General features: G+C 42.7%; 18 protein-coding genes. All 18 read left to right on the top strand.

Annotated features, from left to right (window positions below; translation table 11 throughout):
- Window positions 1-795 precede the first annotated feature (795 nt).
- Window positions 796-1560: a hypothetical protein gene (locus KQI22_RS12575; protein ID WP_253293634.1), complete on the top strand. Its 765-nt coding sequence runs from the start codon at window positions 796-798 to the stop codon at window positions 1558-1560.
- Between the two features lie 60 nt (window positions 1561-1620).
- Window positions 1621-1803, top strand: a complete 183-nt coding sequence (locus KQI22_RS13905) for a hypothetical protein (protein ID WP_253293633.1) — start codon at window positions 1621-1623, stop codon at window positions 1801-1803.
- Window positions 1804-2002: 199 nt separating this feature from the next.
- A complete protein-coding gene (locus tag KQI22_RS12565) occupies window positions 2003-3511 on the top strand; it encodes a DUF6119 family protein (RefSeq protein ID WP_216552881.1) in 1509 nt (502 codons plus the stop codon).
- Window positions 3512-3689: 178 nt separating this feature from the next.
- The gene (locus KQI22_RS12560) at window positions 3690-4037 is read left to right on the top strand and encodes a hypothetical protein (protein ID WP_216552879.1); all 348 of its coding nucleotides are present in this window, start codon (window positions 3690-3692) and stop codon (window positions 4035-4037) included.
- A 162-nt stretch (window positions 4038-4199) separates the two neighbouring features.
- Window positions 4200-4691 carry a hypothetical protein gene (locus tag KQI22_RS12555; protein ID WP_216552877.1) on the top strand — a complete coding sequence of 164 codons (492 nt, stop codon included), beginning with the start codon at window positions 4200-4202 and terminating at the stop codon, window positions 4689-4691.
- A 210-nt stretch (window positions 4692-4901) separates the two neighbouring features.
- Window positions 4902-5180, top strand: coding sequence for a helix-turn-helix domain-containing protein (locus tag KQI22_RS12550; protein WP_216552875.1), 279 nt, complete (start codon window positions 4902-4904; stop codon window positions 5178-5180).
- The gene (locus KQI22_RS12545) at window positions 5167-6303 is read left to right on the top strand and encodes a type II toxin-antitoxin system HipA family toxin (RefSeq protein ID WP_216552873.1); all 1137 of its coding nucleotides are present in this window, start codon (window positions 5167-5169) and stop codon (window positions 6301-6303) included. Before KQI22_RS12550 ends, KQI22_RS12545 begins: the two co-directional genes overlap by 14 nt.
- Window positions 6304-6327: 24 nt before the next feature.
- Window positions 6328-7026 carry a metallophosphoesterase family protein gene (locus KQI22_RS12540; RefSeq protein WP_216552871.1) on the top strand — a complete coding sequence of 233 codons (699 nt, stop codon included), beginning with the start codon at window positions 6328-6330 and terminating at the stop codon, window positions 7024-7026.
- A 32-nt stretch (window positions 7027-7058) separates the two neighbouring features.
- On the top strand, window positions 7059-8411 hold the full coding sequence (locus tag KQI22_RS12535) for a glycosyltransferase (RefSeq protein ID WP_216552869.1): 1353 nt from the start codon (window positions 7059-7061) through the stop codon (window positions 8409-8411).
- 44 nt (window positions 8412-8455) lie between these two features.
- Window positions 8456-10129 carry an alpha-glucosidase gene (locus tag KQI22_RS12530; RefSeq protein ID WP_216552867.1) on the top strand — a complete coding sequence of 558 codons (1674 nt, stop codon included), beginning with the start codon at window positions 8456-8458 and terminating at the stop codon, window positions 10127-10129.
- Window positions 10130-10346: 217 nt separating this feature from the next.
- Complete coding sequence (locus KQI22_RS12525) at window positions 10347-10661, top strand: (2Fe-2S)-binding protein (protein ID WP_216552865.1); 315 nt, start codon at window positions 10347-10349, stop codon at window positions 10659-10661.
- A gap of 2 nt (window positions 10662-10663) precedes the next feature.
- Window positions 10664-12259: an FAD-dependent oxidoreductase gene (locus tag KQI22_RS12520; RefSeq protein ID WP_253293632.1), complete on the top strand. Its 1596-nt coding sequence runs from the start codon at window positions 10664-10666 to the stop codon at window positions 12257-12259.
- Window positions 12252-12584: a (2Fe-2S)-binding protein gene (locus tag KQI22_RS12515; RefSeq protein WP_216552863.1), complete on the top strand. Its 333-nt coding sequence runs from the start codon at window positions 12252-12254 to the stop codon at window positions 12582-12584. Before KQI22_RS12520 ends, KQI22_RS12515 begins: the two co-directional genes overlap by 8 nt.
- Complete coding sequence (locus tag KQI22_RS12510) at window positions 12577-13716, top strand: NAD(P)/FAD-dependent oxidoreductase (protein WP_216552861.1); 1140 nt, start codon at window positions 12577-12579, stop codon at window positions 13714-13716. Before KQI22_RS12515 ends, KQI22_RS12510 begins: the two co-directional genes overlap by 8 nt.
- A gap of 178 nt (window positions 13717-13894) precedes the next feature.
- Window positions 13895-15028: a tyramine oxidase subunit B gene (locus KQI22_RS12505; RefSeq protein WP_216552859.1), complete on the top strand. Its 1134-nt coding sequence runs from the start codon at window positions 13895-13897 to the stop codon at window positions 15026-15028.
- Between the two features lie 12 nt (window positions 15029-15040).
- The gene (locus KQI22_RS12500; protein WP_216552857.1) at window positions 15041-15814 is read left to right on the top strand and encodes a helix-turn-helix domain-containing protein; all 774 of its coding nucleotides are present in this window, start codon (window positions 15041-15043) and stop codon (window positions 15812-15814) included.
- Between the two features lie 21 nt (window positions 15815-15835).
- The gene (locus KQI22_RS12495; RefSeq protein ID WP_216552855.1) at window positions 15836-16186 is read left to right on the top strand and encodes a P-II family nitrogen regulator; all 351 of its coding nucleotides are present in this window, start codon (window positions 15836-15838) and stop codon (window positions 16184-16186) included.
- Window positions 16187-16197: 11 nt separating this feature from the next.
- Window positions 16198-17598: an APC family permease gene (locus KQI22_RS12490; RefSeq protein ID WP_216552853.1), complete on the top strand. Its 1401-nt coding sequence runs from the start codon at window positions 16198-16200 to the stop codon at window positions 17596-17598.
- Window positions 17599-17604 lie beyond the last annotated feature (6 nt).

Here is a 17604-nt window from a genome sequence, read left to right as displayed (position 1 = left end):
AGAGGTCTATGGTTTAGATAAAACATTACGCGAGTAAACTCGCACCTAGCGGTTTCCGTGTGCCGGACTGACGGTTTCCGTCACTCCGGACATGCGGTTTCACCGCACAGGAATATTCAATTAGATGAAATGGATGCGGTGGAATGCCGCATAAAATCAGCATTTTTGATTTGATGATACTTCCTTTGGGAAGAGTTTGAGTGATAACGAGCCAAATACAGTTTAATAAAGACAGCATCTGCGGAGCAGATGTCGGACAATAAGGATGCGCCCTGCATGTTTACATGCAAGGGCGTATTTTTATTGCCCGTAGACCTGCATCCGATAGGATGCAGGCTGGCTTTGTTACCGGGTATTCGGCGACAACAGACATCGAGCTGAAGCGAAGCGGAAGGGAGCTGGGGAAATGTGATATATAACAGTTTTGCTATATTGCATATATGGTAGAAAGGTTTTAAAATGTCGAACATTGTCGAGCAAATAATGTTGATATAGCGAATAAAATGTTGGAATATAGGTATGTCAAACAAATGCTGCATTGATGCAAGATAATCCACAGAACTTGTTTTGAAGATTTTATGGAAAGAAAGCTTTGTGGAAAACAGATTTGTCACAAGGTATTGTTGTGAGAGCAGAAAATGAAGATGATTATTTTATCGTCATGGAATGTAGTAGATTAAATGAAGGATTTAAATACACTCAGATAATTTTGACATTAGGTGGATGCTTGTAATTTGAAACTATTTTTGCAAGAGGGAGGAGATTTCAATGTACTCTGTTACTAAACGTGTTAGTATGGTAAAACAGCCATATGGAGGATATCTAAATAAAAAGCAATTTGATATTACTACTATTGATGATGGAAAGGCATTGAATGAAGCAGAGAATATTCATGCTTCGTTAATTGGTCTTGCAGTTGACTATTTGACCCGCTTTATGATGGGAACACCCATAGAAGAAGCTTTCAAAATTTCGTTACAGGGAGCATTGTGTCTTGATTTATTTTTAAATAATGCAAGTGGCAAAAAGGGGTTGGCATTAGGAAATGCTAAGAAGTTATTAAAAGGCGTAAAAGGTCTTGATTATGAGTCTATCAGTAATGCATGTAAATTAGTTGGTTACGATGTTTGTTTCAGAGCGGGTGTAATTGGGTATAAACCAGTAGAAGAAATTGAGCCTGATAGTGATACCATTGAGAATATTGTGATTATGGTTAAACGAGGTCTGACATTTTGGAAAGAATACGGTCCTATTACAAAAGACGGATTTACTTTTGAGGGTGGTTATACGGATATAGTATCATCAGGAGATGGAGATTATTTAACTGAGGATACGTTGTGGGATTTTAAGGTGTCAAAAGAGGAACCCAAAAGTAAATACACATTGCAGTTGCTAATGTACTATATTATGGGATGTCATTCAATATATCCAGAATTTCAGAAAATAAAAAAACTCGGAATATTTAATCCGAGAAAAAACAAAGTTTATATAGCCAAGATATCTTCAATTACTCCTGAAGTGATTGAAAAAGTATCTCAGGATATTATTGGATACAAATAAAGAGTTGGGTTTATTGCTAAAAAGGAAAATGAAAATTGCTTTAGAAGCAATGTTCTAAATATGGCTTTGTTTGGAAAAACAGCAGCACAACGGAGAAGTGAAAAAGGAATAAAAGGTAAAACTCCTAATATCAGAGACTTTGCTTCTGCGGAAGAATTAGTTGTGCTTATCAATCTGAAAGATACAAACGCAGACCTGATAGGACAGAATGTGCCTAAAATTGAACGACTAAAGATATTATGAGAAAAGGCATATCAGCAACTCGAAATTCTTAAAAAGAATCAGGAAACAATACAGGTGTTGAAACGGAATCTTATTGAAGATATAGGAAAAGACAATTAGAAAACAGATATTTTGAATGCGTTCATTATACTTACAATAGAGAAGATTTCAGAGAAAATAGATAATGTGATAAATTCTTTGGGGGAAGAAGTGGGATTATATGAAGGTTAATGTTTTTAGAATTGAAAACGATAAAGTTGGCGATTTGACAGTTGAATTGGAAGATAATGGATTTGAATGTGAGGCGGATAATGAAGACGAAAACAGTTATTCGGCGTTATATTTACGGAAAAAACATTCCCTAAATAGAGGCTGGTTGGAATATTATCAGCAGTTATTATCAGAAGAAAAATTTGCATACTATACTGAAAATATAAGCAGTGAATTCGTTTCAGGACTTTTTCTAATACAGAAAAATGATTATTCATATGCATTTTCTTATGGTCAGACGCATTTTATTGTTCGTAAATATTGTGATAAAGATTTTGGATTGAATCTTGCAGAACGAATTCTTGATCCGCAGGGATTAAAAATGAAACATTCTCAAACATTTACGTCAGCAGGGAAAAAAGATATAACATCATATCTACAAAATAGAAAGTTTGATGATTCTCGTGATTATGGAGAGGCGTTTAGTTATGTGAAATGTAAAACGATAGATAAGGAACTGTGGGGCGAAAGTGCTGATTTTGGTGAATCTGCACGGTTTTCTTTGGGAAAAAGTTTTCATTTAAGTCCACTGGAACTTTATCGTTTTACAGATGAGATTGAAAAAGCATTGAAAGCAGAAGTAAAGATTAAACTTCCAAGATATCATAAAGTTATTGATAAGAATGTTCTTGATTCTTTAAATGAAGAATTAGATAAACATTTTGAGGATTTTGTTATGGATGTTGATGTTAGTGATTATTGGCTGACAGGAGTTAGTTTTAATTTTTCGAATGATTATCGATATTCACTTAAACTCCGCAAAACGGATTTGTCAGATATTAGTGATACTTTGGATATAAATTATATTCGTGAAGCAATTTCTGATAATAAAGAAAAAATTAAAGGAAAATATAATTCTATCAGGGTAATATTTTATAATGAAAATGACGAAGTTCTATTTTCTAAGAAATTGAATGAATTATTGCAAATTACTGTGGAGTTTAATGGAAAATATTATGTTTTCTTTCAAAGTGAATGGGTTGAGTTTAGTGAATCATATATTAAATTTATCCAAGAGCAAGTTGATAGTATTAATTTTTATATAAAACCATCTACAAATCAAACAGAAACGGAATTAATTGATTCGTTGGTAGCAAGTGGTAAATATACACAATTACATAAAGACAATGTGTATATTAATGGGAAATATTGCATAGAAAAAGCAGATCTTATGGATGACGAGAGTGTGGTTATGATAAAGGATCAGCATCAACAGGCGGATTTAGTTTATTTGGTAAAACAGGCTACAACATCTTTGAGATTAGCTAATGCAGGAGAAATAGGAGAAAATGTGTTTAATGGACGTAGTGTATGCTTATGGATGTTAGTTAATCGAAAGAGGTTAACCAAACTTTCAGACTTTAAATCATTTCATCTATTGGATGCATTGAATGATTTTAAAAAGGCGGCGGTGGCTCTGAATTTAACACCGGAAATTTGGATTAGTTTGGAAAAATAATTTGTGATGTGGTTCTGCTGAATGAAACAATAGATTTAAATAATAAAGCAAAAAGTATTAAAGGCTTATAGGAAGTAGCAAAATATTTTAGAAAAACTGTTACAATGTAAGTATTAGAATGTTTCTTAAGGAGGTAATAGTTGTATATGAACAAGAGTTGATTAATTCAGCATATGTATTGATTAAAGAAAAAAGTCATAAAGACGATATGAAAGCGGAAGAGGATTTGTATGTATTAGATACGATTCTCAGTGGAGTTCAGACAAACTTCAATCTTTATGCCATAGATGAAAGGTTGAGAGAAGAGTACAAAACCATAGAAATGTTGGAAAATAAGCAGTTTGAGTATGCTTTTGATGACGGAATACCTATGAAGAGAAGTATTACTGAGGAAGAAAGATTAATAAATAGGCTTGAATCGGATAGAATTGGAGTCATTACAGATGTATTAATAAAACATGCAAAAATTAAGTGTGTTGATGAAATTTATAAGCGTGTTTGTGATAGTAATGTAGCTCATATTTGATAATTTAATAGGTTTTACCAATGTAGATGATACTAACTGATGTTAGCAATATCAAACTTTTTATTGCAGAAATAACAACCAAAGACTATAATTTCCATAGGTAAACAAGCGAACTAGCAGAATTTTATTCTGTGAGTCGTAACCGAAAGGAGTTATAAATTCATGTTATTGACTGTAATTGTGGCACTGGTTTTATGCGTACTGGAAATAACGGCGCTGGTTGTGGCGAGTCCGATGATGAAGCCATCATTTCTGCTAAGTTTTCTGCCGGAGGATGTAAGGATTGCGGCAAAAGATCATCCCGAACCTCCGAAAAGCAAACAGATACTGGCATATCTGATTTTCGCTATATTTATGATTGCCATGATCGGTGGAATTATTTTCGTTGGCATGGATGGGATTCGAAGTGGTTGCGGCTTCTGGAAGCTGACGCTGCGATTTATGGTGGTGCTTTATATCAATAAGGCATTCGATATTCTTGTTCAAGATCAGTGGCTTGTCATGACAGTTGGATTTTATAAAAAAATCTTCCCAGAGACAGCAGATTGTGAAGGCTGGAAGAACAGAGGCTTTAACAACAAAAAGCAGATCGTCAGGATCATTGCATATCCTTTCCTGTGTATGATGACAGCGGGGCTATTTATGCTGCACTGAGTGGACAACAACAAAAATGAACACATTTTTATAAAAAGTATAATATAGATAGTAATAATTGGACTAAAAATAGCCAATATATTAGCTAAAATATACCTTGTAAGTTGATATTAGTTAATATATTGGCTATAATACTATTATAAATTGTTATATTATAATAAAAAGTATATATGAAACGATAATAAGAATACAGGACTGTGGAGAATAACGATGCGAAAATATGTCTGGGAAACGCCGGAAGAAATAAATATGGAAGTGGCAAAGCGTATGAAAACTTTGCGGAAGAGAGTAAAACTTTCCAGAAAGAAACTAAGTGAAGCATGTGGTGTTAGTTATAGCTCCATCAAACGATTTGAGGAAACCGGAAACATCAGCCTTTTGTCACTGACCAAGATGGCGATTGCTTTAGATGCAGAAGGGGACATAAAAAAACTGTTTTCAGAGGTGCCTTACAGATCCATACAGGAGGTAATAAATGAGCAGAAGTAATATAAAATTGGGACTGAAATCATTGTGTGTGAAATATGAGAATCGCGTTGTGGGAACATTGGCACTTGACAAGAATAAAAAAGTGGCTTTTTCTTATGATGAAGGTTGGCTTGCTGATGGTTTCTCAATCAGTCCTTTTTCGTTGCCTCTGGAGGAGAAAGTTTTTATCCCGGAGCAATATCACTACGATGGATTATTTGGTATTTTTGCTGATAGCCTTCCAGATGCATGGGGAAGACTTTTGCTAAGCAGAGTTTTAAAAGAACATCATATAGAACAGGAAATAACTGTGCTTGACAGACTCGCACTTGTTGGGAAAAATGGAATGGGAGCGTTGACATATGAACCGGATTATGAGCTGGTCACAACAGAATCGATCAATGATCTGGATTATCTGTCGGAGCAGTGTAGGCAGGTTTTACAAACTGCCTATGCAGAAGATTTAGATGCACTATATGAAATGGCAGGAAGTAGTGGTGGTGCCAGACCTAAGATCTTAACACATTTAGAGGAAAAGGATTGGATGATCAAGTTTCCTGCTCATGTGGATAGGAATGATATCGGGAAATTAGAATATGACTATTCTCTGTGTGCAAAAAAATGCGGTATTGATATGACGGAAACGAAGCTTTTTCCATCAAAGGAGTGCAAAGGATATTTTGGTACCGTATTGTTTGATCGAGATGAGAAAAAGAATAGGATTCATATGGCAACTGCCGCAGCATTATTAGAAGCTGATTTTAATGTACCCTGTATGGACTATCATACACTTATGAAGCTGACAAGAATCCTTACAGGGGAAAAGAAGCAAGATATAGAGAATATGTTTCGGCGGATGTGTTTTAATGTCTTTTCGCATAACAGAGACGACCATGCTAAGAATTTTACCTTTTTATATCATAAAGAAACGGATAGATGGGGGCTTAGTCCTGCTTATGATCTGACATACAGTAATACTTATTTTGGAGAACATACAACTTCTATTGATGGGAATGGAGCAAATCCGGGAGAAAAGGAATTGATGAATGTTGGAATAAAAGCAGGAATGAAACAGAAAGAATGCAGTGAAATCCTCCATTTTATAAAATCCACAGTTGCACATGATCTGAGAGAATATTTATAAAGTAATTTAGAGAGGATACCAGATATGGCACACCACAAAATAGCCCTCCTCGCAGATACCCATGGTCTTCTGCGTGAGGAAGTTTTACAGAAAATAAAAGACTGCGAAGTGATCTTTCATGCGGGGGATTTCGGAGGACCGGAAATCGTGGAAAGATTGCAGCAGATCGCGCCGGTTTTTATGGCACGGGGAAACAATGATAAAGAATGGGCAAAGGATATGCCTTATTTTGTCAGAGAGCAGATTGGAAACAGTACCTTTTATATGTGTCACAAGAAACAGGATCTGCCGGATGATCTGGGCGGCGTAGATTTTGTGATCTGTGGGCATTCTCATAAATATGAACTGAAACAGGAAGGCAGCATCTGTTATATCAATCCGGGAAGCTGCGGACCGAGACGTTTTCATCAGCCCATTACGTTTGCAATCCTGTATTTTGAGGATGAGGCGGCAGACTACAGGATCGAGAAGATCGATCTTTCCCCAGCATTGACAAAGGAGAATGCCCAAAAGCTTTCCCTGTCAGAAAAAGATCTGGACAGGCTGATCAGCCGTATCATAAAGGAGTTTTCAGCGGGAAAAAGCATCGAGCAGATTGCAAAGAAAAACAGGGTAGAGAAAGACCTGGTAGAAGCTGTCTGCAGAATGTATGCGACGCATCCGGGCGTGACAACAGCCGGGATCATGGAAAAGCTGGAGCTCAGAAAACTGTATGTGAACTAGATAGATATCTGAAATAGGAGTAGAAAGAAGCAATGAAAGTAACCTTATTAAACGATTCCTTCCCGCCGGTCATAGACGGTGTGGCAAATGTTGTAATGAATTATGCAAAGATCCTGCAGGAGGAGAAGCTGGCGGATGTGATGGTGGCAACACCTGCATATCCGGGCGCGGAATATCATAGTTATCCTTATTGGGTGGTGCCCTACCAGAGCTTTGATACGACGAAGATCGTAAAAGGATATCGGGCAGGCAATCCGCTGGATATCAAGGAAATTGTGACGATGAAGGAGTTTGCGCCGGATATCATACATAGTCATTGCCCGGTGTCTTCCACGCTGCTTGCGCGGACGCTCCGGTTTTATACAGATGCACCGCTTGTATTCACTTATCATACGAAGTTTGATATTGATATCGCCAAGGCGGTAAAGTCAAAGCTGCTGCAAAAAGAAGCCATACATGCCCTTGTCAGCAATATAGAGGCGTGTGACGAAGTATGGGTGGTCAGCAGAGGAGCAGGAGAAAACCTGCGCTCCCTTGGGTATACGGGAGAGTATCGCGTGGTCAGCAATGGTGTTGATTTTGCCAAAGGGCGTATTGCGCCGGAAAAGGTGGCAAAAGTAACTGACGGCTATGATCTGCCGGAAGGAATCCCGGTCTTTTTATTTGTGGGAAGGATCGTGAAATATAAAGGGCTTCCGCTCATTCTCGATGCGCTTGCAAAGCTGTCGCAGGATGGCGTTGATTTCCGTGTGGTATTTGTCGGAAGCGGTCCGGATGAAAAAGAAATGAAGGAAAAAGCAGCAAGGCTCCTGAAACCGGAGCAGTATATTTTCACAGGAGCGGTGTATGATAGAGAGCAGCTCCGTGCATGGAATACGAGAGCAGATCTGTTTCTTTTCCCGTCTACATATGACACGAATGGTATTGTCGTCCGGGAGGCAGCAGCCTGTGGGCTTGCCAGTGTACTGATCGGAGGAAGTTGTGCGGCAGAAGGTATCACGGATGACAGAAACGGATTTCTGATCGAAGAAACCCCGGATGCCATGTACCGGTTATTAAAGCGTGTGGGTTCTGACCTTGCGCATCTGTATGACGTGGGCGAACATGCAATGAATGAGATTTACATTTCATGGGAAGATAGCGTACACAGTGCATATGAGAGATATGGCGAGATCATAGAAGCCAAGAAGAGCGGAAAGCTTGTGCTGCGTCATAATGTGATCTCAGGCTCCATGAAAAATATGCAGGAAAAAGTGCAGGATTCCATAAAGGCAACTGAGGAATTTGGAGAGGAATGCAGGGAATCATTCAGAAAAGAATATGAGGAATTCCTGAAAGAATATGATAAAATAGCGGGTATTTTCCATCATCATGAAGGCAGATGATGGGGCGCGATGCGCTTGTGAAGGAACGGAAAAGAGGTATTGGTATGGAAAAAGATTGGTACAAAAGAATGGCATTTTACCAGATCTGGATCAGAAGTTTTTATGATGGAAACGGAGATGGGATCGGGGATCTGTATGGTGTTTACGAAAAACTGCCCTATATAAAATCGCTGGGGGTGGACGGCATATGGTTTTCACCGCTCTATCCTTCACCGAATGCGGATTATGGCTATGATATTTCCGATTATAAAAATATCCACCCGGATTATGGGGATCTGGAGCAGTTCCAAAAGGTGCTCGATAAGGCGCACAGTCTGGGGCTGAAGGTGATCATGGATCTGGTAGTCAATCATACTTCCGATGAACATCCGTGGTTTCAGGAAAGCAGGAAAAGCAGGGACAATCCATACAGCGACTATTATATCTGGCGCGACGGAAAGAACGGGAAGCTGCCAAACAACTGGGACAGCCTTTTTGAAGGAAAGGCATGGGAATACTGTCCGGAGCGTGACCAGTATTATCTGCACATCTTTGCCAAAAAACAGCCGGATCTGAATATGGATAATCCAAAGGTGCGGGAAGAAGTCAAAAGTATCATGCGTTTCTGGCTGGACAGGGGCGTAGATGGGTTCCGTGAGGATGTGATCACTTTTATTTCGAAAGCGGACAATCTGCCGAATGGTCTGCCATTTATTCCGGCAGCGAACGGTCTGCCATTTTATAAAGATGGCCCGCATATTCATGAGTATCTGGCGGAGTTTCGGAAAGTCTGCCAGGAATATGACTGTTTTCAGTTAGGGGAAGGCCCGATGACAAGTACAAGATCTGCGCTTTCCTATCTGACGGGAAAGAACAAATCGCTGGATCTGATGTTTCATTTTGATCATATGTTTGCCGATTGCATTTTTACGGAATATATGCAGCGTCCGTTCCATCTCAGAAGTCTGAAACATGCCTTCAGCAAATGGCAGAAAGCCCTGAACGGAAAGGCATGGAATACCTTGTATCTGGAAAACCATGACCACCCAAGAGTCATCAGCAGATATGGAAATGAAAGGTATCACAGGGTAAGCGGCTCGATGCTTGCGGTCTGCTATCTGTTCCAGCAGGGAACGCCTTTTGTATACCAGGGACAGGAGATCGGTATGACGAATATCAAACTTGCGTCTATTGATCAGTATGTGGATGTTTCCTCCCATAACAATTACCATACGTTCCATTTAAAAGACAGTGTGGAGAAGCGGATGGAGCGGATCCATGCATCCAGCAGGGATTCTGCGCGGACACCGATGCAGTGGGATGACAGCAAAAATGCCGGATTTACAACCGGCAAACCATGGTTTTACATCAATCCGAATTACAGAAGGATCAATGTTGCGGCAGAAGAAGAGCAGCCGTTCAGTATTCTGAAGCTCTATCGCAGATGTCTTCATTATCGAAAAAACAGCGAAGTGGCACTGTGGGGAGATTATAAGGAATACGATAAGTCCAGTAATCAGTTATATGTGTACAAGCGTACCTATCAGCAGAAAAGCCTTCTTGTGGTATGCTCCTTCAGCACGCATTGCCTGAAATGGCATACCATAAAAGAATTCAGAGGAAAAAAAGGAAAGCTTGTGATATGCAACTATCCAAATCCCGTACATGGCATGCTGAAGCCGTATGAAGCAAGAGTCTACGAATATGACAGTGCGTGTGGAGAAACTGGAAAGCGATAAAGCAGGTTGTATCGTTTTTTACAATACAACTTACAATTTAGCCGTTATAATAAAAGCCAAGTTAAGACAAGGGCGTCAATCCAAGTGATTGACGCCTTTTTTGTTATGGCGACGAGGAAAATGCACGCATTTATGCGTTGCATTTGACGACCGCTAATCAGAGCGAGATTCGCAGCGCGTATCTCGTCTCTGTATCATCAACAGGGAGGTTTGCAATATGGGAAGAATAGAAAATCATCCAATCCTCGGGGCGAGCCCGGAAGGGAAACTGGTAACCTTTTATTATAACGGAAAACCGATGGAAGGCATGGAAGGGGAACCGATCATGGCAGCATTGAAGGTAAACGGCGTGATGGTACATCGCTATACGGCAAAAACACATGAGCCGCGAGGGGTGTTCTGTGCCATCGGCAGATGTACAGACTGCGTTATGGTTGTAGATGGCAAACCGAATATCCGCACCTGCATTACACCACTGAAAGCAGGGATGAAGGTGGAAACGCAGTATGGCGTAAGTGCAAAGGAGGCGTGAGTATGGACATCAGACGTTATGATATGATCGTGATCGGCGCAGGACCGGCAGGACTTTCAGCAGCGATCGAGGCTGCAAAGCATGGCGTAAAGCCAATCGTATTCGATGAAAATGCAAGACCCGGCGGACAGCTTTTTAAGCAGATCCATAAGTTTTTTGGCTCCAAGGAGCATAAGGCAAAGATCAGGGGATTTAAGATCGGTGAGGAGCTTTTGGCAGAGGCGGAGAAGTTCGGTGTGGAAGTTGTCTTAAATGCAACAGTTGTCGGGCTTTACCCGGATAAGGAAGTAACGGTAAAGATCGGAGAGGAAATCCAGCATTTCAAAGGGGACAGTATTCTGGTAGCAACAGGTGCTTCGGAAAATATGGTCAACTTCAAGGGATGGACATTGCCGGGTGTCATCGGCGCAGGCGCGGCCCAGACGATGATGAACCTGCATCATATTCTGCCGGGTAAGAAGGTGCTGATGCTCGGAAGCGGTAATGTCGGATTGGTTGTCAGCTTCCAGCTTATGCAGGCAGGCTGTGAAGTGGTAGCACTTTGTGATGCAGCACCGCGGATCGGCGGATATGGTGTACATGCGGCAAAGGTAGCACGCTGCGGTGTTCCGTTTTATCTTTCTCATACGATCATCGAGGCAGAGGGCGATGAATATGTGACAGGTGTTACGATCGGTGAAGTCGGACCGGACTGGAAGATCATTCCCGGAACGGAAAAGCATTTCGACGTGGATACGATCTGTCTGGCAGTCGGGTTATCCCCGATGTCACAGCTTCTGGATCAGGCGGGCTGTCAGATGAAAGATACCAGAGGCGGTTTTGTCCCTGCTTGTGATGCAGAGGGACAGACAAGTGTGCCGGGAATCTATGCGGCAGGTGATGTATCAGGCATTGAGGAAGCAAGCTCCGCTATGATAGAAGGAAGGATCAGTGGTATCACGATCGCGGAATATCTTGGATTTGCAGAAAAAGAGGAAAAGGAAAGCCGGATCAGTGAACTGGAAGCACAGCTCGATACACTCAGACAGGGAATGTTTGCACCGGCTAACCGAGGCAAGAAGATCGAGAAAACAGAAGAGGGCATTGCAATCTCCGAAAATCTTCTGGTAAAGGGATTTGTTTCAGATGAAGAGATCGGTCGTTTCCCGGGGGTAACCAAACAGAGAAAGATCCATCCGGTCATGGAATGTACGCAGAATATTCCGTGTAATCCATGTCAGGATGCATGCAAGAGGGGCTGTATTTCTATTGGCAGCAATATTACATCGCTTCCGGTTGTGGATAAGGAACATGAATGTATTGGCTGTGGCTTATGTGTGGCAAGCTGTTCCGGTCAGGCAATCTTTCTGGTAGAGGAGGATGTGGAACCGGGTTACGGAGAGGTAACGATGCCATACGAATTTATGCCACTGCCTGTTGTAGGGGAAAAAGGAATTGCCTGCGGACGCGACGGCAAAGCAGTTTGTGACTGTGAGGTAACAAAGGTGCGTACTTCACCGGCATTTGATCATACGAATCTGCTGACGATCAAAGTTCCGAATGACATGTTGATGAAGGCTCGTTTTTACAGAGCCAAAAAGGAGGCAGCTTATGATTGATATCAGACAAAAATTAGAAGAGATCGGTGCTTTTGAGCCGCATGCGGACGATGGACTTTTAGTATGCCGTTGTGAGGAGGTAACAAAAGGCGAGATCAGAAAAGCCGTACATGAGGGGATTTTTACGATCGAGGAAATGCGCCGGTATCTGCGGAACGGTATGGGACTCTGTCAGGGACAGACCTGTGGCAGGCTGGTAAAATCGATCATGGCAGCAGAACTGAAGGAAACGCCGGATTATGTGGAACCGGCGAGTGCACGGGCTCCGATGCGGCCGATCGAAATGGAGATTTTAGGAAAGGATCAGGGTGGCGCGTATGAATAAAACAGCAGATGTGATCATAATTGGTGGCGGAGTTGTCGGATGCGCTACCGCTTATTACCTGGCAAAGTCAGGAACGAAACAGGTAATCGTACTGGAAGCATCCAAGAGCATCGGACATGGGGGGAGCTGTCGAAATGGCGGAGGTGTCCGCCAGTCAGGCAGGGATGTCAGGGAACTGCCATATGCCATGTATGGTATACAGCATCTGTGGCCGACTCTTTCCGAAGAACTGGGCGTGGATGTGGAATATACACAGAAGGGAAATCTGAGACTTGGAAAAACACAGGCGCATTTGGAAAAGCTGCAAAAGCTGGCAGATAACGCCAAAGCAGTAGGACTTGGTGTGGAGATGGTAGATGCGAAAGAGGTACAGGAGATCTGTCCGTATCTTTCCAAAGATATCATCGGAGCAAGCTGGTGTCCGACAGACGGACACGCCAATCCACTGACAACAACGCTTGGGTATTATAAGCGTTCTCTGGAAATGGGCGTCAGCTATTACACAGATGCCAAGGTGGCACTGCTGAAAAAGGTAAGAGGAAAGGTTCGTCAGGTCATTTTGACGGACGGAACGGTTTTTGAGGGGGAGCACATTGTACTTTGTGCAGGCTATGAAAGCCGTGCGATCGCGAGAACAGTCGGCGTGGATCTGCCAATGACAAAGCTGATCGATGAGATGTTTGTGACGGAGATGCAGCCACATATGTTTGACATCATGCTTGGTACGGCAAGTGCTGATTTTTACGGACATCAGGCACATCACGGCTCCTTTGTGTTCGGTTCCGAATGCGGATATGAGGAAGTGACGGATATGGAGGATCCTTCCAAACTGTATACAAATGCCATGACATTATCCGCAAGTTGTCGGGCGGTTATGGACTATGTACCATGTCTGAAGGGTGCAAAAGTCGTCAGAAGCTGGTGTGGCTGGCTGGATAATGCATTTGACGGGGTTCCGTTCATCGGGGACTGCAAGGATGCAGAGGGATTGACGGTTGCCTGTGGCTTCACCGGTCATGGCTTTGGAACAGCACCTGCCGTGGGACTGATGCTTTCCCGGATCGTGCATGGAGAAAAGACAGTGGTGGATATCAGTGCACTGGCACCGAACCGTTTCAAACCAAACAAATAAAGAAGGGAACCATTGTATCGTTTTTTACAATACATAGAACAAAATGTGCGTTATCATAAAAATAACAGTTGAACTATCAAAAGCACTGTGGTAAATTAAAGAGGACAAAGGCGTCAGGTATATTACCTGACGCCTTTTTTCTCTTTTATGCACAAGCGTCGTAAAGGAGGATGAAGTTATGGATACAAAAATTGACTTTCTCTATCTTTCAGAGCCTGATATGATCAAGGCCGGTGTCAAGGATATGAGCAAATGTGTAGACTGCATGGAGGATCTGCTGCTTACGCTGAATAAAGGTGACTACATGATGGGCGGAGAAAATCATAATTCACACGGCTGTATGATCATGTTCCCGGATGATCCAAAGTTTCCGGGCATGCCAAAGAACGGACCGGACAGGAGATTTATGGCAATGCCGGCATATCTGGGTGGCAGTCATCAGCTTGCAGGCATGAAGTGGTACGGTTCCAATATTGAAAACCGTGAAAAGGGATTGCCCCGTTCCATTTTGATGATGATGCTGAACGATAAGGACACAGGCGCACCACTTGCCCTGATGTCCGCGAACCTTGTCAGTTCCTACCGTACAGGCGGTATTCCGGGCGTGGGCGCCAGATATCTTGCAAGAAAAGATGCAAAAGTGGTATCGATCATCGGACCGGGTGTTATGGGAAAGACATCTCTTGCAGCATTTATGGCGGTTTGTCCGCAGCTTGATACATTGAAGGTCAAGGGAAGAGGCGCGAGGTCGCTGGAAGATTTTGTATCCTGGGCAAAAGCGGAATTTCCGCAGTTAAAAGAGATCACTATCTGCAAAGATAATGAGGAAGCAATCCGAGACAGTGATATCATCAGCTTTACGACCACGGTACTGAATGATGTATCGACATTTCCGGAGATCCGGGAAGAATGGGTCAAGAAGGGGGCACTCATTTCCATGCCTTCTGCAGCAAGATTTGACAGCAAAGAATTTGTGGCAAAGAAATGCAAAATGGTTGTTGACAATTCAGCCCTGTATGAAGCCTGGGAGGAAGAATATCCGTATCCGACCTATGATACGGTCTGTATTGTAGGTTCTTTATTTACGGATCTGGTGCACGAAGGGCTGGCAAAGAAAGAGGATATTATCGATATCTCGGACATTATTACAGGAAAGCATGCCGGAAGGGAATCGGATGATGAGATCATCATCTTCTCCGTAGGTGGTATGCCGGTCGAAGATATTGCATGGGGACATGAAGTGTACAAAAATGCGATAAAGGAAGGAATCGGCATAAAGCTGCCTCTGTGGGAGAAACCTGATATGGCATAAGAGGTATGGAATATGAATCTGATGCAGCCATTTGTACAAAAAAATGCGAAAGGATATCAAAGCATCCGGGCAACAGTGCCGGAGATATTTGAATTTTATTCGTTTTTGGAGGAACCCAAGGCACAGCCGCTGAATGCGGTACCGGATGGCTGCGTGGATCTTTTATTCGGGATCGGAGAGAAAGACGTCAGATGTTATATCGGCGGAACAGTCCTGAAAATGAAATACTGGCCGTTTGATGAAAACAGGAGATACTTTGGTGTCCGCTTTTTACCGGGGCAATGCATCCTGCCAAAGGATCTGGGGATCGCTGACATTATCAATACAGATATTGAAATTCCGGTCAGTGCATATGGCAGCGATATATCGCAGCAGCTTTATGAGGCAGACTCTATCGGAAAAAAGGCAAAGGTTGTAACAGAGCTGTTAAAGAAGGCTGACAGACGCCCGGCATTTGATACGGGAGAAGAAATAGAAAGCTACATCAGACGGCGTATTTACGAAACAAACGGTACTTTGTCGATCAGGGAGATCTCCGAGGAAACCGGTTATTCGGAATGTTACACGCGCAGAGTATTTCATAAAACGCATGGGATCAGCCCCAAAACGTTTGAAAAGATCGTCAGATTCCAGAATATATTAAGTGAAATGGCAAAACTGCCTTCCACAGATTACTATGCACTGGCACTGGAAAGCGGCTATTATGACCAGTCCCATATGGTAAAGGAATTTAAAAGTTTCATGGGGGCAACGCCGGAGCAATATAGAAAATACATGGCTGAATGATAGCGGAACGGAGGAGTAAATATGGCATCTGGATTATCGAAAATTGAGATTATTACGAATTTTACCAAATTTGCGGAGCTGCAGAGTGAGCTGGGACATCTCGGTGTCCGTGGCATGACAGTTTCACAGGTGTTAGGCTGTGGGATCCAGAAAGGTTCTGCGGAATATGCAATCGAAGAAAATGAGGAGATCGTGCTGCTGCCAAAGCAGATGATCACACTGGTAGTCGAGACTGAAAAGGTGCATGATATCGTGGAAGCAGTCAAACAGACATTGTATACAGGACATATCGGAGACGGCAAGATCTTTGTTTCCTCTCTGGACAATGTTATCAAAGTACGGACTGGTGATGAAGGCGTGGATGCATTATAGGAGGTAGGCTTATGGAGGAGAAAAAACTGGGACTGGGAAGTGTTATTTCTACTTCCGTAGGACTTGTCATTGCGACGAGCTGTCTTGTTTCTCTGGGACAGGGAGCAGGCTCTGTTGGGATCGTATTTATCGGCGCAATGGTTGTTGCCTGTTTATTGAATATGACAACGATCGGTTCATTATCGGAGCTGAATGCACTGATGCCAAACATCACAGGCGGACTGGCACAGTATACGCTTGCCTGTATGGGTCCGCTCCCGACGATCATTTCCATGGTAGGTGGTTATCTGATCTGCAATATCTTATCTGCCGGTGTTGAGGCATCTATTTTTGCTTATGCCATGGCAGAGGTGATTCCACTTCCTATCCCGAGTATTGTATATACGGCGGTCATGATGATCGTAGTCATGGCAACGAATCTGATCGGCGTGGATATGTTTGCCAAGGTGCAGGATCTGGTGGCATTTCTGCTTGTCGGTTCCATGGTATTAATGGGACTGATCGGCATTTTTAAGCTGGGAACAGGCACAGTAGTTGTGCAGCCGGCGAATATGGCATCCAGCCCCGCAGAGGTTATTTCCATGACGGCAGTTGCTTTCTGGCTGTTCATCGGTGCTGAATTTGCCATTCCAATCTCCGGGCAGGTCAAAAATGCAAAACGGAACGTACCGCTTGGCATGGCGCTGGGCTTGATCGTGATCCTGCTCATGCAGGCGATCATGGTACTCGGATTTTATCATTATACACCATGGGATGCACTGGCAGATTCCGCAGCACCGCATATGCTGTACGGCGAACTGCTGCTTGGAAAAGCAGGCAAGATCTGGATGGCATTTGTAGCAGCACTTGCGGTAATCAGTACACAGAATTCAGGTGTGAACGGACTGGCATATATCGGACAGGGCATGGCAAAAATGAACATGCTGCCACAGATCTTCGCAAAGACAAATAAGCGCGGTGTTCCGTACATTGGCGTGATCTCTATTTCCGCTGCCATGTTCCTTTTTGCTTATATTAGTGATGGTTCTTCCGGTATGATCGAGTTCCTGATTCTCGTAGGATCGGTATTCTGGATGATCACTTACATATTTGCCCATATAGATGTGCTGATCCTGCGGAAAAAGCTCCCACATGCACCGAGAAGCTTTAAAGTGCCATGTGGTCCGCTGTTTCCACTGATCGGCATTATCGGAACAAGCTATATGATCTTTTATATCTCAACAGATCCGCATGAACGGCTTATGATCTGGCTGATTACCGGTGTGACCATGCTTGTGCTTGGCATTTACGCTTTCTTCTGGACGAAATATAAGATGAAAATGCCGGTGCTTAAAGCAGTACCGATCGAAAAAGTAATGGCAATGGATAATGAAATGTACTACAAGATCCGCAAGAAGCGCGGTATCTGGTAGAACATT

It is taken from the genome of Kineothrix sp. MSJ-39 (assembly GCF_018917935.1).
GTDB lineage: Bacteria > Bacillota > Clostridia > Lachnospirales > Lachnospiraceae > CAG-194.
Note: the sequence above shows the minus strand (reverse complement) of the source record. Positions and strands in the feature narration are given on the sequence as shown.